A 23,460-nucleotide genomic window follows, 5' to 3' on the forward strand; every position below is an offset into this window, starting at 1 on the left:
CATGGCCTCAAACCCAGCGCAGAAGGTTCTAAATGGCATAAAAATGCCTGAATTAACACGTAAACGGCTTCGGTAGCCCATATGAAGGGCATTGGGCGGCGTTTGATGACCCACTTGAGACGGGATGAGTTGGTACAGATGACGACTTCGGAAAAGCACCCTCAGCGGGGTGAAGACATTGCAATTGTTGGCCTTTCCGTCAACGTCCCCGGTGCTGCCGGGGTGGATGCGTACTGGGCTAACCTCGCGCAAGGGGTGGAATCGATCCGCCGCTTGTCAGAGCAGGAACTGCTGGATGCAGGCGAGACTGCGCAAACTTTGGCCCAAAAGAACTACGTACCGGCCGCTGCCCTTCTGGAAGGGTTTGATACCTTTGACGCGGATTTCTTCGGTTTTTCGCCCAAAGATGCGGCGATCCTTGACCCACAGCACCGCAAGTTTCTTGAGGTGGCGTGGGAAGCGATGGAGCAGGCGGGCCATCCGCCCGAAACCATTCCCGGACCTGTCGGTGTCTACGCAGGCTGCGGTATGGGCAGCTATTTCTATTTCAATATCTGCTCTAACCCCGATCTGGTTGACGATGTGGGCATGTTCCTGCTGCGCCACACCGGCAACGACAAGGATTTCCTGTCGACCCGTGTAAGCCATGTGTTTGACCTCAAAGGTCCGTCCATCAATCTGCAAACCGCGTGTTCCACGTCTTTGGTGGCCATACACTATGCGTGTCAGGCGTTGCGCGCAGGCGAGATCGACATGGCGCTTGCAGGCGGTGTCACGATCGAGTTGCCGCAGGGGCGCGGCTATGTGTTCAAGGAAAACGAAATTCTGTCGCCCGACGGGCATTGCCACGCCTTCGATCACCGCGCTCAGGGTACGGTGTTCGGTTCCGGTGCAGGTGCCGTGGCGCTGCGGCGTTTGTCGGATGCGGTGGCAGATGGGGATCATATCTGGGCGGTCATCAAAGGCTCTGCCGTCAACAATGACGGCGCAGCCAAGGCGGGCTACCTCGCTCCTTCCGTGGATGGGCAGACACAGGCGATTGCAGCGGCGCTTGATGCCGCAGGGGTGAAGGCACAGAGCATCGGCATGGTCGAATGTCACGGAACGGGCACGTATCTCGGTGATCCCATCGAGGTCGCGGCGCTGACCGAAGCCTATCGCGCGCAAACAGACGCGGTGGATTTCTGTCGCATTGGATCGGTGAAAACAAACATCGGCCATTTGGACACGGCGGCCGGTGTCGCTGGTCTGGCTAAAGCGACGCTCGCATTGCACCATAAACAGATGCCACCGTCTTTGGGGTACGAAGCCCCGAACCCCGCGATTCCTTTCAATGGCTCCCCGTTCAGTGTGAACGATACGCTGACCGACTGGCAGGCGGGTGACGGCCCGCGCCGTGCTGCGGTAAACGCGCTTGGGGTCGGGGGTACAAACGCCCACACGATCCTCGAAGAAGCGCCTTTGCGTGCGCCTTCCGAGGAAAGCGACTGGCCTTTTCATGCGTTGACGGTGTCTGGCGCGTCGAAAGCCGCGCTTGACGCAAATACCAAAGCGCTGGTGCAGCACCTGCGGCAGCACCCCGATCAGCCGTTGGCAGATGTGGCGTACACGCTCAAGAACGGGCGGCGTGCGTTCGAGAAACGGCGTGTTGTTGTGGCTGAAACGCATGAAGAAGCGGCGCAACTGCTGGAGAACGCGGACACCCGCCGCGTGTTTACCCATGATACGCTGGGCGACGCACCCGAAGTGGTGTTCATGTTTCCCGGTGGCGGGGCGCAATATGTTGGCATGGCACGGGATCTTTATGAAACCGAGCCGGAGTTTGCCGAGTGGATGGACAAGGGGCTTGAGCATCTCGCCCCGCAGCTCGACTATGACATACGCGCCATCTGGTTGCCTCAGGACGCTCAGTCCGATGAGGCGACAGAGCGTTTGAAGACACCGTCGGTGCAGCTTCCGCTGATTGCAATCGTGGAATACGCGCTGGCAAAACTGTGGATGTCATGGGGTGTTCAGCCTGCCGCGATGGTGGGCCACTCCATGGGCGAAAACGTCGCCGCTTGTCTTGCCGGGGTGATGAGCTTTGAGAACCTGATAGATCTGGTTCTGTTGCGCGGTCGCCTGTTCGATGAGGTGCCGGCGGGCGGGATGTTGTCCATTTCAGCACCGCTTGGCGCTATTGCGCCGCTGTTGGGTGACGACCTTGATATCGCGTCTGTAAACGCACCTGAGCTGATCGCTGTTTCAGGCCCGCAGGCGGCACTTGATGCGATGCAGGAACGGCTTGCCGGCGCAGGGCTTGAGTACCAGCGCATTGCCATCGACATCGCTGCACACAGCCGGATGCTGGAGCCGATCCTGGACCGCTACCGTGATTTTCTGGCAGGCCTTGATCTGCAAGCACCACAGATGCCGTTTGTCTCGAATCGATCCGGCGCGTTGATCACCGCCGACGAAGCGACAAGCCCCGATTACTGGGTCGGACAGCTGCGCAATACCGTAAATTTCGCTGACTGCATCACGACATTGTCGGCCCCGCGCAAGCGTATCTATCTCGAAGTCGGGCCGGGCAAAGCGCTGTCCGCATTGGCACAGATGAGCGAAACAGTGGCACCTGCGCAGGTGCTGTCATCCCTGCGCCATCCCGAGCAGGATATCGCGGATGACATGTATTTCGTATCGGTGATCGGACGGCTTTGGGCCTGCGGGCTTGATGCGGACTGGTCACAGATTTGGGGCGAGGCACGGCGCAACCGTGTGGTCTTGCCAACCTATCAATTCCAGCGCGCACAATACTTTATCGAACCCGGCAAAGCTGCAGTGATCGAAGCGGCACCTTTGCTTGAGCGTCGTGATAACATGGAAGATTGGGGATCTGTGCCCGCGTGGCGCCCGCGTCTGGCTGAAACAGAGATCGACGTTGCAACTGAACTGGCGCTTGCGCCGTCGAAGTGGCTGTTCTTTACAGACGAGGAGGGTGTCGCCGCTCCTGTTGTTGCGCGGTTGCGTGATGCGGGTCACCTCGTCACTTGTGTGCGCGCGGGCGATGCATTTGCTCAAACAGACAAAGAGACCTACACGATTGCACCCGAGCAAGGGCGCGCCGGATATGACCAACTGATTGCCGCAGTGGCAGAACAAGAACGATCACCGGACCGCATTGCGCATTTCTGGCTGACCGACGATCATGTAGCACCACGGCCCGGCTCATCGAAATTCGACCGTAATCTGGAGCAAGGTTTCTGGAGTCTCACGTGGCTTGCGCAAGCGCTGTCTGAGGCGGGGCTGGACGCGCCTTTGCATCTATCGGTGTTCACCGCCGGTGCCGCACAGGTAAAGGGAGAGGACGTCCCACATCCCGAAGAAGCGATGGTTTCAGGCCCTGCAGGGGTCTTTGGCCGGGAATTGCCGGGCGTGACTTGCGATCAGATCGATCTTGAGCCGCAGGCAAAAATTGACGACACCGCGAAAGGCTGGTTTGCCAAGCGCCCGCCCGAAACGGATGAAAACGATGACGACCTTACGGACCGATTGCTAGAGGAATTGACTGCAGTTTCCGGCAACCGTGTTGTCGCCTACCGCGGCGCAAAACGGTTTGAGCAAAGCTACAAGCCGGTGCCCCTTGGCCCGAACGATAAAGCTGCATTCCGCGATGGCGGCACCTATCTGATTACGGGTGGTTTCGGTGGGATCGGCCAGACACTGGCCGCCGATATTCTGCGCGAAAACAAGGCGGCGGTTATTCTGCTGTCGCGTGAGGCGCTGCCGGAACGGTCCCTCTGGGATAGCTATCTTTCGACCCATGACACTTCAGATCGCACCGCCCGGCGGATGCGTGCGGCAATGCGCCTTGAGGAAATTGCCAAAATGGGTGGTGGCACGCTTGAGGTGGCAGCGGCCGACGTTGCCAACCTTGCGCAGATGCGCCGCGTTGTTTCGGACCTGACAGAGCGCTACGGCAGCGTCACAGGTGTGATCCATGCGGCCGGAACGCTGGATGACGCGCCATTGCTGGCTAAGTCGGACGCCCGGATTGACGCGGTTCTGGCCCCCAAGGTTCAAGGCTTGCGCGTGATCGATCAGGTGCTGCCTGATGGTGCGCTTGAACTGCTGGTGCTGTTTTCGTCCACGTCTACGGCCACCCGCGCGGCAGGACAGACAGATTATGTTGCCGCTAACGCATGGTTGAACGCCTTTGCCGCAGCCCGTCGCGGTGGCAAGACCAAGGTCGTCGCAGTCAACTGGGGGATCTGGTCAGATGTCGGCATGGCCGCCAGCGCCTTGCAAGGTGGCGCAGGCGATGTGCTGCCACCGCGCCAGATAGACAGTGCACTAATCAAGCAAGCTGGTGCCGATTCTGCCGGCGATCCGGTCTTTACCGCGCCGCTGTCGACAGATCATTGGATATTGGACCAGCACCGGACAACCGACGGTCAGGCAATCCTGCCCGGTACCGGATATATCGCCGTGCTTGCAGAAGCAGCGGCGGCGCAAGGGCTGGCGGGCTTCGAGATTTCCGACCTCTATTTCCTGCGCGCCCTGCCGGTCGAGGCAGGCACGTCACGCGAGTTGCAGCTCACTTTGCATCCCGAGGGAGACGGCTTCGCGGTCGAGATGCGCAGCGATTGCAGGCTTCAGGGGAAATCCGGCTGGCAACTGCACGCGCAGGCCATGGTATCGCCTCCTCAGGTGGCGCGCCCGAATGCGCTTGATCTCGCCGCGATCGAAAGTCGATGCCCCGACACGCAAACCGCGCCTGAGGGCGGACGCCTTAAGACGGCGCAGGAGGCGCATCTGGACTTCGGTCCCCGCTGGCATGTCTTGCAAAACACGCGAACGGGCGCGGGCGAGGGGCTTGCCGATCTGTCATTGCCTGTCGCATTAGAAAGCGACCTGCGAGACGGTCATGTGTTGCATGCAGGATTGATGGATCTTGCGACCGGTTGGGCGATGGAGCTTGTCCCGGGCTATGACACATCCCACCTCTGGGTGCCGGTCTCCTATGGCATGATCCGTGTGCATGCACCGTTGCCGGCCCGGATACGCTCATGGGTACGTTTGTCGGACGGGGCGGCCAGCGACGGCTTTGCACGGTTTGACATCGCGCTGACCGATGTCTTTGGCAATGTGCTGGTTGAGGTCGGTGATTTTGAGATGAAACGCCTTGAGGGTGGATTTGGCACCACGCCACTGACATCCGCCGAAGTTCGCTTTGAAGATGAGGATGACAGCGGGGCAGACCTGACACCGGCGGAAGAGCGCCTCGCTTATCTGGTCTCACAGGGGATCCGTGCAGAAGAAGGGCCGCAAGCGCTGCGCCGTGCACTGGCATTGGACGTCCCGCAAGTCATGGTGTCTTCGGTGCCTCTGGCCCAGTTAATCGCGCAAGCCAACCAGCCGGTGCAGGACAGCGCGCCTGTAGGTCAAAGTTTTGAGCGGCCCGATCTTGACGGGTCATTCGTGGCACCGCGCAACCGTATCGAAGAACGGCTGGCGGATCTTTGGCAAAATCTGCTGGGTGTCAGCCCTGTGGGGGTCGAGGACAGCTTTTTTGATCTTGGTGGGCATTCCCTGATCGCGGTGCGGCTTTTCGCCAGCATCAAACGCGAATTCAAGGTGGAGTTCCCCATCTCCGTTCTGTTTGAGGCTCCGACAATCGCCAAATGTGCGGCACTAATCGCTGCTGAAACAGGCGACGCGGGCGATCTTGCGGATGGAGAAGTCACCGCTGCGCCGGTTGAACGTTTCGAGTTCCTTGTGCCGCTCAATCAAAGTGACCGCACAGATGCACCGCCGCTGTTCATTGTGGCGGGTATGTTTGGCAACGTGCTGAATCTGCGGCATCTGGCACTGCCTTTCAGTAAAGAGCGCCGGGTGTATGGCGTGCAGGCCCGCGGACTTATCGGCGAAACTGACCCACACCGTGATGTGAGCGCCGCCGCCGCCGATTATCTGGCAGAGATTAAGCGGGTCCAGCCACAAGGCCCCTATCTGGTGGCAGGATATTCCGGTGGCGGTATCACCGCCTACGAAATGGCGCAGCAATTGCGCGATGCCGGAGACGCAGTTGGTGCTGTGATCTTGCTTGATACCCCGCTGCCTGTGCGTCCGTCGCTGAACAGACCGGACAAAGCGTTGATAAAGATTGCGGAGATGCGCAGCAAAGGGCCGCGCTTTTTGCTGGAATGGGCGCAAAAGCGCTGGGCGTGGGAAAAGCAGAAACGCAGCCAGACGGGTGATGTGCCAACCGTCGGCACGGGGGCGGAGTTCAACAATCTCAAGGTGCAGGACGCATTTCTCGAAGCGGTCGGCAAGTACAAGACACCGAAGTGGGATGGACCGCTTGCGCTTTTCCGTCCCGCGCTTGACCGTCATTGGGCGGTCACCGGCGGCAACTGGGTAAGTCAGGAACGCGAGTATGTGTTCGAGGACAACCAGTGGCGCCAATTCGCGCCACAGCTTGAGGTGATCGAAGTGCCGGGCAATCACGAAAGCATGGTGCTCGCACCAAATGTCACCACGCTGGCGCAAGAAGTTGGCGAAGCTATTGCACGAGGCTTGCAGTCGCAAGGCGCAGAAGCGCCCGATGTCTGGTCACAGGCGACAGCGGCGGAATGACTTCGATGACCTCTCCCCGCGTGCTTGTGGTGCTTTTGAATTATCGCACGGCCCAGATGACCCTCAAGGCGGCACAGGCCGCTTTGGCGGACATGCCGAAGACCGCAGAGCTTGTGATTGTCGATAACGCTTCGGGCGACGGGTCCGCTGAAGTCTTGGGGCAGGCCATCAAAGATAATAATTGGGACGCAGGCGATCGTGTCCGGCTGATCCTGTCACCGGTCAATGGCGGCTTTGGCGCGGGCAATAACCTTGGCATGCAGGCTGGCATGTCGGACGGCACAAAGCCCGACTATTTTTATATCCTGAATTCCGATGCATTTCCCGATGCCGGATGTCTGGCCGCGCTGATTGAGCATCTACAGGCCAAGCCACAGGCAGGGTTTGCCGGCAGCCACGTGCGCGGCGAAGACGGCGTGGCCCACACAACCGCATTCCGATTTCCTTCCATTGCGGGTGAATTTGAGGGCGCTGCCCGTTTCGGGCCGATTACACGCATGCTTAAGTCCTCTGTCGTCGCTCCTGATTTGCCGAGAACAACCACGCAAGTGGATTGGGTCGCGGGTGCATCTGTGCTGGTTCGCGCTTCTATGATTGACGCCATCGGCGGATTTGATGAGACCTTCTTTCTCTATTTCGAAGAAACCGATCTATGCAAACGCGCGGCAGATGCCGGATGGGAATGTTGGTATTTACCAGAGGCGGGCGTTGTCCACATCGGCTCTGTCTCTACGGGGATGAAGGAATGGCAGCGGATGCCAACCTACTGGTTCGCTTCGCGCCGTCACTATTATACGAAAAACCATGGCGCGCTCTATGCGGCCGCGGCGACGGTTGCACGTCTGGCCGGCGGCGCGATCCATGTGGTGCGGTGCAAACTGACGGGACGGCCGACACATGATGCGCCACGGTTCCACCGTGATCTGATTGCATTTAGCCTGGGATTAAGCCCACGAGTCCGAACTGTTGAGCCCCGCCGGGCCTTACCGGAGAAAAACACATGACCGCCACCTTTAGTCCCCAAGGGTTCTCTGCACTGTTGATCGGTGATGAATCCCTGACCATCGCCTGCGGTGACATGATGTTGTCGGGCGGCCACCGGCTTGAGGCTGTTATTACGGGCGATGCCACGGTTAGGGGCTGGGCCGAGGGGAAGGGTATCACCGTACTGGCGCAACCGCGTGATGCAATCGGGGCAAGTCTGCATGCGGACTGGTTGCTGAGTATCGCAAATTTAAGGATGATCCCTGACGATGTGCTGGCGCTTGGACGCAAAGGGGCGATCAACTTTCACGACGGCCCTTTGCCTGCGTATGCCGGACTGAACACGCCTGCTTGGGCCATTATCAATGGCGAGACCACGCACGGTGTAAGTTGGCATATGATGGAGGGCGGCGTGGACGAGGGCGATCTGCTGGCCCAACAGATGATCGATATCGCGCCACAGGAGACTGCCTTCAGTCTGAACTCCAAATGCTATGCGGCAGGGATGGAGAGCTTTGGCACCGTGCTATCGCAACTGGAGGCTGACACGCTGGAGCGCAGGCCCCAAGACCTGAGCGAACGCAGCTATTTCGCCCGCGATGAACGCCCCGAGAATATGGGCGTTCTGGATTTCCACAAACCGGCGTCGAAGCTTGATGCGCTGGTGCGCGGGCTCGATTTCGGCAGCTATTGGAATCCGCTGACCACAGCGAAACTTGCGGTGCCGCATGCTTTCTGGCGCATCGGGTCGCTGGAGGTCGTGACCGGAGAGACTGCCGATGCAGGACAGGTTCTGCGCGTTGGCAAAGATAGTTTGGTTATCGGTACAGAAAGCGATCCGGTGATGTTACGTGGTCTCACCGATCTGGATGGCACTGATATCGACCCGAGCGTCGTTTTCTCTGCTGGTGATGAAATTGCGGGTGCCGATCTCCCTGCATTCAATGTCTCATCCGAACCGCGCTGGCGGCGCAGATTGTCAGCGGCTGGTCCGGTCGATCTGGTGTTTTCCCATGCGGCCATAGGGGACACTGACATGCAGTCGGTCAATGTGCCTGTACCGGCGCAGATGTCCGCTTCCGATCTTGCGGCAGTTGCCGCACTTTCCTTGCTGGGCAGCGGTGACAGCACGGACGGGTGCATCGCGCTTGCAACGACCCAAATTCATCCGCTTGCTACCGACTGGGGTCCTTTGCGCGTCACCGCTGTGGGTAAAGACAGTGCCAAAGCAAGTGTTGCGCGGATAACAAAGAACGTATCGGATGCGAAAGACGCGGGCGGCATCGCACGTGATCTGATGCTGCGCGATCCCGATCTCGGTAAGGGGCATGTGCCGCAGATTGGTCTGTCGTTCACTTCAACCCCGATCATGTCGCTTGCAGCGACCGTCTGTGTCAGTGATGGCGTGGCTGCACTGCATTTTGACGCATCGCGTCTGGACGCCCCTTCCGCCGGTCTGCTCGCTGCGCGGATTGAGGCGGCGCTGAACCTCTTTAGTGATGCGCGAACTTGCGATGATCTTTGGGCCATGCCGCAAAGCGAACTTCAGCTGCTGCGCGACTGGAACGCAACCGACCGCGCCTACGACGCCACCCCGATCCACGCAGCGTTCGAGGCACAGGTAGCCCGCACGCCAGATGCAGACGCACTCGTGTGCGAAGGGAAGACGCTGAGTTACGCAGCACTGAACGCTGCCGCGAACCGTCTGGCGCATGTGCTACGGGGCGCGGGTTTGGCACCGGGCACGCCGGTCGGCCTTTATATGGCGCGCGGGGTTGACCTTTTGACGGGTGCGCTTGGCATCCTCAAGGCGGGCGGTGCCTATGTGCCACTTGATCCCGGTTATCCGGCTGACCGGATTGCGCATTACATCAGCGACAGCGCGGCACCCCTGATTGTCAGTCATTCGACGCTTGCCGCGAACCTGCCCGATCATTCCGCACAGGTGATCGAAATTGATACGCAGCCCGATCTTGGACAGGCCAGCCCTGACAATCCTGAACCGCGTGCGACTGCGGATGATCTTGCTTATCTTATCTATACTTCCGGCTCCACCGGCACGCCCAAAGGGGTGATGGTCAGCCATGGAAACGTCGCGAATTTCTTTGCCGGTATGGATGACCGGATTGACCACGAAGCAGGCGCTGTCTGGCTTGCCGTTACATCACTCAGTTTCGATATCTCTGTGCTTGAACTCTTTTGGACACTGGCTCGCGGGTTCAAGCTGGTGCTTGCAGGGGACGAAAGCCGTACGTTGGTCTCGAACGGGCCGATTGCGGTCTCTGACGCCAAAATGGATTTCAACCTGATGTACTGGGGGAATGATGATGGTGTCGGGCCCAAGAAATACGAGCTTTTGCTTGAAGGGGCGAAGTTCGCGGATGCAAACGGCTTTAACGCGGTCTGGACACCGGAACGGCACTTCCATGCCTTCGGCGGTCCTTATCCCAATCCATCGGTAACCGGTGCTGCGGTTGCGGCAGTGACGCAGAATTTGGCCGTGCGGGCAGGGTCCTGCGTGGCACCACTGCACCATCCGGCCCGCATTGCCGAAGAATGGGCTGTTATCGACAATCTGACCAACGGACGGGTTGGGCTGGCCATTGCATCAGGCTGGCAGCCTGATGACTTTGTGCTGCGGCCAGAAAATACGCCGCCCGCGAACAAACCTGCGATGTATGCCGCAATCGACCAGCTGCGCAGTCTGTGGCAAGGCGATGCCGTCGAATTCCCAAAGGCGGATGGCAGCATGCATGCGGTCGTCACCCAGCCGCGTCCCGTGTCGAAAAAGCTGCCCATCTGGGTGACCACGGCGGGCAATCCTCAAACCTGGAAGGAAGCGGGCGAAATCGGCGCAAACGTACTGACCCACCTGCTGGGGCAAAGCATTCAGGAGGTCGGGGACAAGATCAAAATCTATCATCAGGCCCTGCGTGAGGCAGGCCATGATCCAGCAGATTTCACCATAACGCTGATGCTGCACAGCTATCTGGCCGACACGCGCGAAGCCGCTGAAGAGGTGGCGCGTGGCCCGATGAAAGACTACCTGCGCTCTGCTGCGGCACTGATAAAACAATATGCTTGGGCATTTCCCGCATTCAAGCGCCCCGAAGGCACATCAAATGCCTTTGATCTGGATCTTGAGGGAGTGTCCGACGAAGAGCTAGACGCGATCCTTGAGTTCGCTTTCCAACGCTATTTCAACGACAGTGGCATGTTCGGCACCGTGGCTGACGGCGTGGCGCGGGTCGAAGCGCTCAAGCAGATCGGCGTGACCGAAGTTGCCTGTCTGATCGACTATGGCATTGATCCGGCCCTGGTCATGGAAGGGCTGAAGCCGCTGGCCGAGGTTCATAAGCTCAGCAATCAGGGCGCGGCGCTGGCGGACGATGATTTCTCGCTTGCGGCCCAGATCATCCGGCACAAAGTCACCCATCTGCAATGTACCCCGTCTATGGCCCAAATGCTTGTGACAAATGATGAGGCGCGTATGGCATTGGGTCAGGTGTCACACCTTATGGTAGGCGGCGAGGCGCTGCCGGGATCGTTGGTAACCGCGTTGCAGTCAGCCACCCGCGCCAGCCTGCAGAACATGTATGGCCCGACTGAGACAACGATCTGGTCGACCACCCATAAGGTTACGGATGGCACGGCGGCAACGGCACCCGTTGGAACGCCGATCGCGAACACAGAAGTCTTCATTTTGGATGACAACATGGGCCTGCAACCTGTTGGTCAAGAAGGACATCTTTGGATCGGCGGGGATGGCGTGACACAGGGCTACTGGCAGCGCGACGTGCTTACCGCAGAGCGTTTTGTCGACAACCCGTTCGGCTCCGGCAAGATCTATGCCACCGGAGATCTGGCCGTCTGGGATGCACAAGGCTGTCTGCACTTTGCGGGTCGGGCCGATGCACAGGTCAAAATACGGGGCCACCGGATCGAACTGGGCGAGATCGAGGCCCGCCTTGCCGAGTTGCCCGGCGTCACACAGGCGGTCGTTAGCACGGTCGAAGCGCAGGGCAGCACGCATCTGGCAGGCTACGTCACAGCGACACATGAGATTGACCCCGACACCGCCCGCGCTGCTTTGGCCAAGGTATTGCCCGATATTATGGTGCCCAGCTACTTGATGACGCTAGATGCGATGCCCCTGACCCCGAACAAGAAGATCGACCGCAAAGCGCTGCCGATGCCCGAGCGCCGCCGCGCCTCACGTGCACAGGCACCGGCCACGCCACAGAGCGGCACACAAGGTGTAATCGCACAGGTCTGGTCGACGCTGCTGGGTTTGTCCGATATCCGTGGTGAGGATAACTTCTTTGCGCTGGGCGGTCATTCGCTGCTCGCTGTGCAGGCCCACCGTGACATCAAGGCAGCGCTTGGCACAGACAGCCTGTCTATCACCGATATCTTCCGGTTCCCCACGCTGGACGGACTGGCCGGCCACATCGACAAGGCGTCCGGCAATCAAACAGCGACTGCGGCCACAACGCCGGAGCCCGCAAAGTCCGAGACAATTTCAAAGCGTCGCGCCATGCGGGCAGGGCGCAGCAAGGCAGGCACCTGATGGGCATGCGCGACCCGAAGATGCACGCAACTATCGCGCCACAGATCGCAGCGCTTTATGATCTTCCTGTCGCGGTCGGTGTCACTGACCCCCGCGTGGCGCAACCTGAACCGATGGGCCGTGAGGCGCGCCATTTGAGGCGTGCATTTCCGGTCCGTAAACGAGAATTCGCAGCAGGGCGAACGGCGGCCCGTCAGGCCATGACCGCGCTTGGCCGATCCCCCGAACCGATACCAGCACATCCAGATCGCGCGCCGCACTGGCCAGAGGGGCTGAGTGGCAGCATCTCGCACACAGGGAAGTTGTGCGCGGCTGTGCTGACCACAGCGCCGTTTCATCTGGGGCTGGATATGGAAGAGAATGCCGATCTGGAGGTTGGTCTGCTGGCGACCATCTGCTCGGACCGCGAGCTTGCACACATTGATGGACCTTACAGGTTGCGACTGGCCAAGCTTATTTTCTGCGCAAAAGAAGCCGCCTATAAAGCCCAATATCCGATCACGCGTACGCTTTTCGGGTTCGATCATATTGAGATATCGCTTGATCTGGCGCAGCAACGCTTTACCGCAGCATTTACAAAACCTGTGGGGTGCTTTGCTGTGGGCGATAAAATGCCGGGCAAGTTCGACGGGATTGAGGATCATCTTGTCACAGCGGTCTGGACAGATCACGGTGGCTGCAAAGGAGCCTGATCAGATGTCACGATGGACCCGCCGTGCGGCGATGGGGGTGCTGGCGCTCACCGGAGCCTACGCAGCCTACGCTTATGTCACAGGGCGGCGAGGCAAAGATGTTGCCGATGCGCTTTATTCCAATCCGTTGCCGCGCCCCGAGGGAAGTCTGTCGGTTTACCATCTGGGTCATTCTTTGGTGGGACGCGACATGCCCGCGATGCTTGCGCAGCTTGCGGGCGACGGCCACGAATATGATAGCCAGCTTGGCTGGGGGACCTCGCTCAAAGAACATTGGGAGCCTGATTTGCCCGTTAACGGGTTCGAGCAGGAAAACGATCGTCCTCGTTTTCGGGCCGCCAAAGAGGCGCTTCAGTCAGGTGGATATGATGCGGTTGTGCTGACGGAGATGGTCGAGATTGCCGATGCTGTCCGCTACCACGACAGTGCAGAATATTTGGCAAGATGGGCAGGTCTGGCGTGGGATGCCAACCCGAAGGCGCGTATCTACCTTTACGAGACATGGCACCACACCAATGACAATGCTGGCTGGCTTGAGCGAATTGATAGTGATCTTCGCACGTATTGGCAGGGACGCGTGATCTACCCCGCACTTGCGGCGGGGGATGCGCCTATTCATCTGATCCCTGCGGGGCAGGTGAAAGCGGCATTTGTACGCAGCATTGAGGAACGCGGTGGCGTGGCCGAAGTCCAAGGTGTGAACGATCTTTTTGCCAAGCGTGACGATGGCACGCCGGATACCATTCACTTTAACGATCTGGGTGCCTATCTGGTTGCGCTTACCCACTACGCTGTTCTTTATCACCGGTCGCCAATCGGTTTGCCGAATGTTTTGATGCGTGCGGATGGGACGCCCGCGACGGCACCGTCACCCCAGGTCGCTGGGTTGATGCAGCAGATCGTCTGGGATGTTGTGCGGGCGCATCCCGAGACGGGAGTAGCGGCATGAGTGGTCTGAACGCGCTCTATGCGGTGTTGATGGTGGGTCATAGCCTGTTTGGCACGACCGGCCCGACGATGCTTGAACAGGCGTTGCTCGCAGGGACTGGTGATGCGCAGGTCGCCGCGCAGATCATCAACGGCGCGCCACTGCGCTACAACTGGGAAGAATCCGACGCTGCCGAAGGTGTCGACGCCCGTGCCGTTCTGCCGGAAGGTGGCACAACGCACCTCATTCTCACCGAAGCGATCCCGCTTGAGAACCATACGAAATGGTCCGAGACTGAAGTATATGCACAAGCCTTTGCAAATCTCGCGATCTCCGCCAATCCATCTGCCAAAGTCTATGTACAGGAAACGTGGCACAGCCTGAAAAGCGGCACAGGTGAGTCGGTCGAACATGACGAGAAGGCCGGTACGCCGTGGCGTGAGCGGCTGGAGCAGGACCTGCCTGTCTGGGAAACAATCGTCGCACAGATTGCCGCCGCCAACAGATCGGACAAGGCGACTGTTGCATTGATCCCCGCGGGGCAGGCAATGGGCCGCCTTCATGACGAGATCGCGGCAGGCCGGATCACAGGTCTGTCCGGAATTGATGCGCTATTTGCTGACGACATACACCTTAACGACACCGGCCACTATTTCGTGGCCATGGTGCAATACGCCGTAGTCACAGGGCTCGATCCATTGGGTTTGCCTGTGGACTTCAAAGACCGCTTTGGTAAGTCTTTCGACACACCCGATCAGGATCTCTCCCGCGAGCTGCAACGCGTGGCATGGGAAGCGGTGCAGGCATACGGAGGGGCGACAGTAGCCCCAGTACCGCCGGCACCTTTGGCCCGTAAAGTGACAGCGCCTGCTGCACCAACCGGGCCGCCTGACCGTCCTGTCGGCGAGTTGGTGAAGGTGCCGGAAGGGGCTGTCGAGGGAACGAACGCGGTTGCGATTGGTCTGGCTGGCATCGCCGACTGGGGTACCCAGAACCCGTTTCTCGACCTGATGAAGACCGCCCGTCCTTGGCTGGGTCATAAGCCCGGACAATTCGGCGGGATGGAGTATGACGCACTGTTATCGGGCGGCTTTCTGGACGCAGACGGCTGGCCGGTTAAGATGCCGCGCAGCCTCAGCAGTATCGGCACGCTCATCCTGACAGATATGCCACCCGAGGCGGTCTCTCTCAAAGGGCGCTACAGGCTCAGCTTTGACGGAACAGGCGTAATCGAGGTTGGCGGGCTGGCGCAGAACGTGCGCTACGGCAAGGGAGAAGTGACGTTCGATTACACGCCCGGTCCGGGCAGCGTCGACATTCGCATCCAGCGCATCAACACCACCAACCCGCCGCGCAACATCGCCGTTGTTCACACCGACAACATCCGCCGGTTCGAACGGGGCGCGAAGTTCAATCCGTCGTGGACTGCGCGGATCGGCCAGTTTCGAGCGCTGCGTTTCATGGATTGGTCGCAGACAAATGATTCAAAACTGTCAGCTTGGGGTGATCGCCCGCTTGTGGGTGATGTTACCTATGCGACGGGTGTTCCCTTGGAAGTGATGATCAGGCTTGCCAATGAATTGGAAATGGATGCTTGGTTCAACATGCCGCATCTGGCAGATGACGACTTCGTGCGCGCCTATGCGACCATGGTGCGGGATCAGCTTGATCCGCAATTGACTGCATATGTCGAGTTTTCAAATGAAGTCTGGAACTGGCAGTTCGAACAGGCCCGTTGGGCAGATGCCATGGCGCTGGAGCGGTGGGGTCAGAAGGACAAATGGATGCAGTTCTACGGCATGCGCGCAGCCGAAGTGGCCCGCATCTGGACGGATGTGTTCGCAGACGCGACGGATGGGCGGTTGGTGAATGTTGCGGCAAGCCAGACTGGCTGGCTGGGGCTTGAGACTGAAATTCTAGAGGCACCGCTGGCGGTCGAAGATGGCGCGGCTGCACCCAAGACGGCCTTCGATGCCTATGCCGTCACCGGCTATTTCGGTGGTATCCTGGGGCTGGAAGACCGCGGCCCCATGGTCAACGCTTGGCTGGAGGAAAGCGAGGCCAAAGCGGTTGCAGATGCGCAGGCACAGGGCCTCAAGGGGGATGCTGAAACACGGTATGTCGCGCAGCACCGCTATGACTATGCCAGCAAACTGGCGGGACGTGAGTTGATGGACGGTGCCGTCAGCGGCAATCCGGCCGACACGTTGTCTGACCTTCTGGGTCGCGTCTGGCCCTATCATGCTCAGGTTGCCCGCAGCCATAATATGGACCTCGTCATGTATGAGGGGGGCAGTCATGTGGTCGGAATTGGACCGCAGGTCGATGACGCAGCGCTGACCGCCTTTTTCCAGCACTTTAATTATTCGGCGGAGATGGGTGCGCTCTACGGTACATTACTTGAGGGTTGGAAAGCGGTGGGCGGACAGCTCTTTAATGTATTCAACGATGTCTACGCACCCACAAAATGGGGATCTTGGGGCACGCTGCGGCATCTGGATGACAGCAACTCCCGCTGGGACGCGGTACTGGCATTTCAATGAAAACAAGCATTCTGATCCCCGCGCATAATGAAGCGGCTTATCTGCCCGCCTGTCTGGAGGCGGTGATCGCATCCGAGCCGGTTGCAGGTGGGGCGGAAGTGATTGTGATCGCCAATGGCTGCACCGATGACACGGCGCAGATTGCGCGGGATTTCGCGGTCAAGGCCGAAGCCGCAGGGTGGACGCTTATCGTGCTGGACCTTGCGCAAGGGGGCAAGCTGAACGCCTGGAACCAAGGCGAAGCAGCCGCAAGTGGCGAGGTGCTGATCTATCTTGATGCGGACGTTGTTGTCTCGCCTCCGCTTATGACGCAGCTCAGCGCCACACTTGATGTGGCAGGTCCACGCTATGCAAGCGGCTCACCAAATGTGACCATCACCGGAAAGGACGCATTGACGCGGAATTATACCCGTTTCTGGCTGACCACGCCTTTTATGGTCCACGGTGTGCCGGGTTTCGGCGTTTTTGCGATGAACCGGGCAGGGCGCGCGCGCTGGGGCGCTTGGCCGGATATTATATCGGACGACACTTTTGCGCGGCTTAACTTTGCACCAGAAGAACGCCACCGCGTTCCTGCGTCCTATGACTGGCCGATGATCGAAGGGTTTGCTGCCTTGGTGCAAGTTCGCCGCAGGCAGGATATTGGCGTTGCAGAGATCGAAAACCGCTATCCTGAACTGATCGCCAACGACGACCCGCATGATCGCACGGTGCCCTTGTGGAAGCGCGCTGTCAGAGATCCGGTGGCCTTTGTTACCTTCGCACTGGTGCGTTCCGCCATCCGCCTGCCAGTGCTGAAGTCGGATAACCGATGGGTGAGGGGGCGTTAACCGCCCTGCATGTATCTCACGAGCTTGGCGGCCTCTACATCAGTATCATGCCGCTCCAGCACGCGGGCGCGGGCAACGTCGCCCATTTGTGACAACTTCTTGAGAGGGGTTGAAGCGCAGGCGTCCATGGCACCGGCGAGTGCTTCAACATCTCCGGCAGGAACCAGCCAACCGTGGGTGCCGTCCTGGACCAACTCGGGCGTTCCCGCGATATAGGTTGCGATGACAGGACGGGCGGCCGCCATGGCCTCCATGACCACCATCGGAAGCCCTTCGGCAAAGCTTGGCATCACGAGCGCATGGGCGCGGGAAAGTTCGTCCTTGATCCGCGCTTCGTCCACCCAGCCGGTAAGCGTGACGCGGTCTGCCACACCAAGAGTGCGCATCAACGTTTCGATCTCGCCGCGCAGCTCACCGTCGCCAATCAGGGTGACATGTATGTTTTCGCGGGTCTGTGCCAATGCGCGAATAAGGGCAAGCTGGCCTTTCTGCTCCACCAGACGTCCGATCGCGACCAGACGGCGGGGCCCTTGGGGCATGGGAGCGGGCGCATCGAATTTCGCAGGTTCAATGCCGCAGTGCACCACCTTTATGCGCCCCCAATCGGCGGGTGCGGCCCAGCGGTAAAGTTGCGAGCGGCCGAACTGGCTGATGGCGACGGTAAAGTTGGACTGTGCGACCTTGGTCCCCAAGGACAGTGCCCGGGGCGCATCGAATTCTTCGGGGCCGTGTACGGTAAAGCTGAATTTCGGCCCGCCTAACATCTCTGACAGCATCGCGACCGCCGCCGCGTTGGTGCCGAAATGCGCGTGCGCATGGGTCACGCCCTCGGCGCGGCACCGCATGGCGACAAAAGCGGCCTCTGCCAGATAGATCAAATGGCGCGGCACACCGTTCTCTGAAGCGCGGCCCATGGCAATTGCAGCACGCGCTGCTTTGTGTAGTTGACCCGGATCGGCTTTGAGTGCCTGCAACAAGGCGCCCGCCAGCACCGACTTGCGCTCGGACAGAACATATTCTGTCTTGTCGCCTTCGGCCCTATCCTGCGCATCCACGAGAGGCACCTCTGCGCGGCGCATCGCCATGCGCAGCACGTCGTGGCCTTGTCGTTCAAGGCTACGGATCTCGCGGCGGATAAAGCTCTGGGACGGTTGGGGATAGGTGTTGAGGATATAGGCAATCTTCACGAGGTGCGGCTTTCGGGTCCAGTGGGCATCGGCAATCGTCTTCCAAGGGCATAGACCATCGCGCGGCGGTGTTCTATCACCCTTAGACGGCAGAAGTGAGGCGGGGATACAGTGTTCGCAATTTTGTCCCGTCTTCTGGGCGGCAACCGGTTGATGGCACGGGTGGCGCGGTCCGCTTCGTGGATCGTGCTGGGGTACGGGGCATCACAGGCCATACGGCTGGCGTCGAACCTGATCCTCACACGGCTCTTATTCCCCGAAGCCTTTGGCTTGATGGCGCTGATTTCGGTTGTGACAGTTGGGCTGACACTGTTCTCGGATGTCGGCATCGCGCCGTCGATCGCGCAGTCGAAACGGGGTGATGATCCTGATTTTCTGAACACCGCGTGGACCATCCAGATCATACGCGGTTCCATTTTGTGGGTGGTCGCCTGTCTCTTGGCCTATCCGGCGGCGTTGTTTTACGATCAGCCTGACCTGATGCAATATTTGCCTATCGCGGCGCTGTCGTTGCTGATCGCTGGCTTCAACCCCACACGGATCGAGACCGCGCACCGGCATCTGCTGATGGGGCGTCTGACGGCGCTTGATGTACTGAGCCAGATCATCGGTATTGTCGTCATGGTGGTACTGGCACTGATCTGGCAATCAGTCGCAGCATTGGTGGTGGGTGGCGTAGCAACGGCGGTGGCCAAGCTTGCACTGACGTGGTTCTACCTGCCCGGAGACCGCAACCGCTTGACGTGGGAAAACACCGCGGTTACCGAGCTGGTTACCTTCGGCAAATGGATATTCCTTTCAACAGTATTCTGGTTTTTCGCCAGTCAGGGTGACAAAGCCATTCTGGGCAAGTTCCTGTCGCTTGAGGCTCTTGGTATCTACAACATCGGGTACTTTCTGGCGAGTTTTCCCTTGTTGCTGGGCCTTGCCGTTACCGGACGGATTATGATCCCTGTCTATCGCGAGAAAGCTGATCCGGTACGGATCAAGCGCTTGCGCTACGGCCTGAGTATCGGGGTTGTCGGTCTGCTGGTCGTGATGGCGCTTGCCGGTCCATGGCTGGTGGATGTGCTTTACGATGCGCGGTACGTAAGTGCGGGGGCGATTGTGGTTTTGCTGGCGGCAGGGTTGATCCCACAGGTGATTGGCATGACCTACGATCAGGCCGCACTTGCGGCAGGCGACAGCAGACGTTTCTTTATCTATAACGCCATCCGGTCCAGTCTGCAGGTGGGGATGCTGCTGGTCGGTGCGGTCTATGCTGGCCTGATTGGCGCGATAATCGGCATGGCCTTGGCAATGGCACTGGCCCACTTGGTGTTGATCTGGCTGGCGCGGGCCCACGGCATATGGGACGCCCGTCATGATCTCTTGTTCTTCGTAGTAGGCGGGATCGCAGCGGCAGCATCGCTTTGGCTTCATAAGGACGCCATCGCGGCCATGATTGCGGCGACGCAATAGCGCGTTACTGGTTAGCTGTGTTCAGGGTCGCCACTAGATGTGTTGCGGGCAAGCCGCGCAGCACGGCCTTGCAAACCAGCCTCACGCCTGTCCTGCCAAAGCTTTGACAGACCTTTGCGTTTGCGGGGAGGGCGGGTTTCAGGGATGGAAACCACAGGAAGCAGACCTGTCTCACGTTGCATCTGGCGGGCGGTCCGGATGACCGGGCGGCGCAGTTCCAACAGAAAGGCGAGGGCCAGTCCGATAACTCCGGATGCAAAAACACCCATGATAACGCGCTTCTTCCGGCTCATTGAGGTTGCATACTCTGGCACGCGCGCCTCTTCGAGTGTGATAAACCGCTCGCCGCGGGAGGCATCCTCCAACGTGTAGCCGACTTCGGCCTCGTTCCGGCGGGTAGAGACAACGTCAAGCTGACCGCGCAACTGTGTCATGCGTCGCTCGAACTCGGCCAGAGTGCGCTCAACCTCGGGACGGGTTTCGATGCTGGCACTGAGGGCCGCACGCCGGTCTTGCAAAAGCTGACGCTGAGTGGTCAGCCCGTCCATAAGACGTGTCAGTTCTTCTTCCTCGCGCTTCACCGTAGCTGCACGGGTGCCGCCGCTGCGGTCGATGTTCTGGATGGCGAGTTGTGCTGTAATGATCTCGCGGTCCAACTCCAGCATCGCATCGTTCAGGCTGCTCAGCTCCGAACGGCGGAATTCCAGACCACCGTCGATAGAGATGTCGTTTTGGCTGCGAAAGGCTGCGAGGTCTGCTTCCTGCTGTGCTATTTCAGCCAGCAAGGCATCCTCTTTTTCCTGAAAGAAATCGAGCGTTTCGCGGGTTTGGGCGCGGCGTTGGTCTGCGGCCAGCTTGCGGGTTTCATCCGCAATTGCATGGGCCAGTGCCTGCGCCTTATAGGCGTCATAGGTGGTCGCAGTGATGGTCAGAACGGATATGGCACCGTCATCGGCAAATCCTTCGCGGACCGCGGCCAGACCGGTGATTGATACCGAACGACGCAGCAAATCGACTTTTTCATAGGGCCGCAACGCGGGCAGATTGGAATAAAGATCCAGTTCTTCAATGAGGCGTTCAAGATTTGATCGCGCCATGACCTGCTGCTGGATCAGTTGCAAGCGACGGGCGGCAGAGCCTTCTACGGTGGAGCGGGCCAGTTCATCTGATATGGTCGGCTGTTCGACCTGAATAACTTCGGTCGCCTGATACTCGTGCGGCACCGACAGCGCCCAGTAAACGGATACAAAGCAACCCATGATGATGGCAGCCGAAATGATGCCCACCCTACGGCGCACCATATCGAGAAAGTCAGCCAATGTATAAATCGGACCCATCAGTCTTGCTTATCCAAATTTCACGGTTCCCCGTCAGGCGTTAACCTTTTGAGGCTTCATGCTCAAACCACCACAATAGGGCCATTATAGGGCATATTCCGCGAAAAAGACGAGCGACGCCCTGTCGCAGTACAAATCAGTTGTAATGTGGGATCGAATTGGGGCGCGCACGGTTCAGGACAACACCAAGCAGCGGAACCTGACCGTCAAGAATGCGCTCGCATTCGACCAGCTCGCGGGCCATGGTTTGTGACCCGTCAGAGACCAAAAGCACACCGTCAAGTTGCGGCAGGAAGGCCGAGACATCGTCGTGGGCCAGCATTGCGGGCATGTCATATAGAACCAGTTCCGGCTGAAGCGCTGCCCGCATCCGCTCAATCGTGTGGGCGGTTTCGGCAGCTTGCAGCGTTTCGGCTGCGTTTTCGTCTACCGTGGTGTTCAGTCCCAAGGCCAGTGTATCGCTGATGCGTACCATGTGATCGCCAATTGGCATCTGGCCGGCAAGAAAATCGCTCATGGCACCGCGTGCGGTCACGTCTACCGCCTGTGCCACACCGGGGTTGCGCAGGTCGAAATCCATCAGGACCGTGCGCGACCCGCTGATCCGCGAGAGGCTCAGCGCCAGATTGACCGCGGTGAAAGTGTTGCCACAGCCCGATGTGGGGGCAGTGATTGCGATGTTTGACCAGCCGTGTTCCTGAGTGGTCTGGCGCAGACGCGTGCGCAGCAGATCAAAGGCACGCACTGTCGCACTGTCGCGAGATGCATCGACCACGGGCAATGCTGTTGTTCCGGCCTTTTTGCGGGCACCGGTCTGAACCAGTTCCAATTCATGCCACCGCGGCAGGGAAGTATCGGGCACGTAGGCAGGCGGAATGGCGTTCAGTTCGGTGGGATCAACGGGCAATTCGCGCCGTGCTACCGCAGGCGTGGTGGAAGGGTGTGTGATCAACGCCCGGCGCGGACGGATACTGTGGCGCATGCCCAAGCTTGACCCGACCGCAGTCTGTTCGATCACATCATCACCGAGTGCATCTGACCCATAGGTATCACGCATCCCGGTCTCCTTTGTATGTCTGGCCATAGGACCTGTTTACACCCGTTCGTGCCATCTGGACAACGTTCCCCATGATCAATGACCTGTCGGGCGCAAAACCACGCCGATGGTCTTGAACAGGATCAGTAGGTCCAGCTTCAATGTCAGTGACCGCTCGTAAGAACCGTCTACCTCGTTGCGGTAAGTGAACCGTGAATTGTTTCGCGCTGACACCTGCCACAGACCAGTGATGCCTGGTTTGACCGCGTTGTAATGCTTGGGGTCACCGTACATTTCAAGCTGTTCTGGCATCATTGGGCGCGGGCCAACCAGGCTCATGTCGCCAATCAACACGTTAAACAGCTGCGGTAGCTCATCCAGTGAAGTTTTGCGCAGCAGATGTCCGATGCGGGTAACACGCGGGTCATTGCGCAGCTTTTGCAGCTCATCCCATTCCTGCCGCATGGCTGGATCGGACGCCAGATATGTTTCAAGCACCTCATCGGCATTTCGTACCATTGTGCGCAGCTTGAGGATCGAAAACCGTTTGCCACCTTCGCCAAGACGGGGCTGCGTGTAGAACGGGTTGCCGCCCTCAAGCCACAGCGCGATGGCGCAAATTGCGATAATACCAAGGGAGAAGGGCAGGGTGACAAGAACGAACAGGATATCCATCAGCCGCTTGCCAAGATCGCGATACAGGTAAACCGGACCATGCTTGGCCGCGAGCGCGGAATCCCAGACATAACTCGGTCGGGCATAAAGCGCCCCCGCCGGATCTGCCCTGTGCGAGCCAAACCGAAGCATGCCGAAACCGGCCGCCTGATCAACAGTATCTTTCATTCCAACCCCCCAGGGCCAAAAAACTCAATAACCAAACACGCATTCTGCGAATGCATGAAACACAACCACTGCTGCTGAAAGGAACTGTTTGTCCGGCAGCACCCGAAACAGCGTCACTTTACAGCATATCCAGACACGCCTGCAACAAATGCCTTGTCACATTGATGTCATATTTCAACACGCCGTTGTCCAATACAGCGGACGTGCTCCAATCTTGCCCTATCAATATCATTTTTTTGTCGCATTTGCCGAGATTTGGGCGAAACAGTCTGTTTTTTTCTACTTTGGAAAACAGTTCCCTTGCAGGGGAGCTATTGTTCATGTTTCCCCACCTTTGAACGCCATAATTCCCGCCTAACGAGAAGGATTTTAGGCCTTGTTTTCATGCTTTTCGGCGAAATTTGGGCTGGCAGTGCCTTTTTTCTGCCGGA

General features: G+C 59.0%; 12 protein-coding genes. 8 read left to right on the forward strand and 4 right to left on the reverse strand.

The features are described 5' to 3' along the window. The first annotated feature begins 138 nt into the window (after positions 1–138). From Z946_RS0116465 to Z946_RS0116495, 7 genes are read left to right on the forward strand one after another with little or no spacing between them, the layout of a single operon-like run. Complete coding sequence (locus Z946_RS0116465; RefSeq protein WP_025056823.1) at positions 139–6,618, forward strand: type I polyketide synthase; 6,480 nt, start codon at positions 139–141, stop codon at positions 6,616–6,618. 5 nt (positions 6,619–6,623) lie between these two features. Continuing rightward, positions 6,624–7,622, forward strand: a complete 999-nt coding sequence (locus tag Z946_RS0116470; RefSeq protein WP_025056824.1) for a glycosyltransferase family 2 protein — start codon at positions 6,624–6,626, stop codon at positions 7,620–7,622. After that, positions 7,619–12,172, forward strand: coding sequence for a MupA/Atu3671 family FMN-dependent luciferase-like monooxygenase (locus tag Z946_RS0116475; RefSeq protein WP_025056825.1), 4,554 nt, complete (start codon positions 7,619–7,621; stop codon positions 12,170–12,172). The genes Z946_RS0116470 and Z946_RS0116475 overlap by 4 nt, the downstream gene beginning before the upstream one ends. Further along, a complete protein-coding gene (locus Z946_RS0116480; protein WP_025056826.1) occupies positions 12,172–12,864 on the forward strand; it encodes a 4'-phosphopantetheinyl transferase family protein in 693 nt (230 codons plus the stop codon). Before Z946_RS0116475 ends, Z946_RS0116480 begins: the two co-directional genes overlap by 1 nt. 4 nt (positions 12,865–12,868) lie before the next feature. Then, positions 12,869–13,813: a hypothetical protein gene (locus Z946_RS0116485; RefSeq protein WP_025056827.1), complete on the forward strand. Its 945-nt coding sequence runs from the start codon at positions 12,869–12,871 to the stop codon at positions 13,811–13,813. Then, complete coding sequence (locus Z946_RS0116490) at positions 13,810–16,335, forward strand: hypothetical protein (RefSeq protein ID WP_025056828.1); 2,526 nt, start codon at positions 13,810–13,812, stop codon at positions 16,333–16,335. The genes Z946_RS0116485 and Z946_RS0116490 overlap by 4 nt, the downstream gene beginning before the upstream one ends. Then, positions 16,332–17,165, forward strand: a complete 834-nt coding sequence (locus Z946_RS0116495) for a glycosyltransferase family 2 protein (RefSeq protein ID WP_221228690.1) — start codon at positions 16,332–16,334, stop codon at positions 17,163–17,165. Before Z946_RS0116490 ends, Z946_RS0116495 begins: the two co-directional genes overlap by 4 nt. Here the strand turns inward: Z946_RS0116495 and Z946_RS0116500 are convergent. Then, a complete protein-coding gene (locus Z946_RS0116500) occupies positions 17,162–18,352 on the reverse strand; it encodes a glycosyltransferase family 4 protein (RefSeq protein WP_025056830.1) in 1,191 nt (396 codons plus the stop codon). The two genes, Z946_RS0116495 and Z946_RS0116500, sit on opposite strands and share 4 nt — an antisense overlap. Positions 18,353–18,505: 153 nt before the next feature. Here Z946_RS0116500 and Z946_RS0116505 point away from each other — a divergent pair, with 153 nt between their 5' ends. Beyond that, positions 18,506–19,813 (forward strand): oligosaccharide flippase family protein, encoded by a 1,308-nt coding sequence (locus tag Z946_RS0116505; RefSeq protein ID WP_052836161.1) that lies wholly within the window; start codon positions 18,506–18,508, stop codon positions 19,811–19,813. An 11-nt stretch (positions 19,814–19,824) separates the two neighbouring features. Here the strand turns inward: Z946_RS0116505 and Z946_RS0116510 are convergent, their stop codons facing one another. The 3 genes from Z946_RS0116510 to Z946_RS0116520 all read right to left on the reverse strand — a co-directional run bounded on the left by Z946_RS0116510 (position 19,825) and on the right by Z946_RS0116520 (position 23,029). Beyond that, positions 19,825–21,150, reverse strand: coding sequence for a GumC family protein (locus tag Z946_RS0116510; RefSeq protein ID WP_025056832.1), 1,326 nt, complete (start codon positions 21,148–21,150; stop codon positions 19,825–19,827). A gap of 136 nt (positions 21,151–21,286) precedes the next feature. Next, entirely contained in the window at positions 21,287–22,207 is a 921-nt protein-coding gene (locus Z946_RS20800; RefSeq protein WP_025056833.1) for a CpsD/CapB family tyrosine-protein kinase, read from the reverse strand. A 75-nt stretch (positions 22,208–22,282) separates the two neighbouring features. Further along, entirely contained in the window at positions 22,283–23,029 is a 747-nt protein-coding gene (locus Z946_RS0116520; protein WP_025056834.1) for a sugar transferase, read from the reverse strand. Between the last annotated feature and the right edge of the window lie 431 nt (positions 23,030–23,460).

It is taken from the genome of Sulfitobacter noctilucicola (assembly GCF_000622385.1).
Lineage (GTDB): Bacteria > Pseudomonadota > Alphaproteobacteria > Rhodobacterales > Rhodobacteraceae > Sulfitobacter > Sulfitobacter noctilucicola.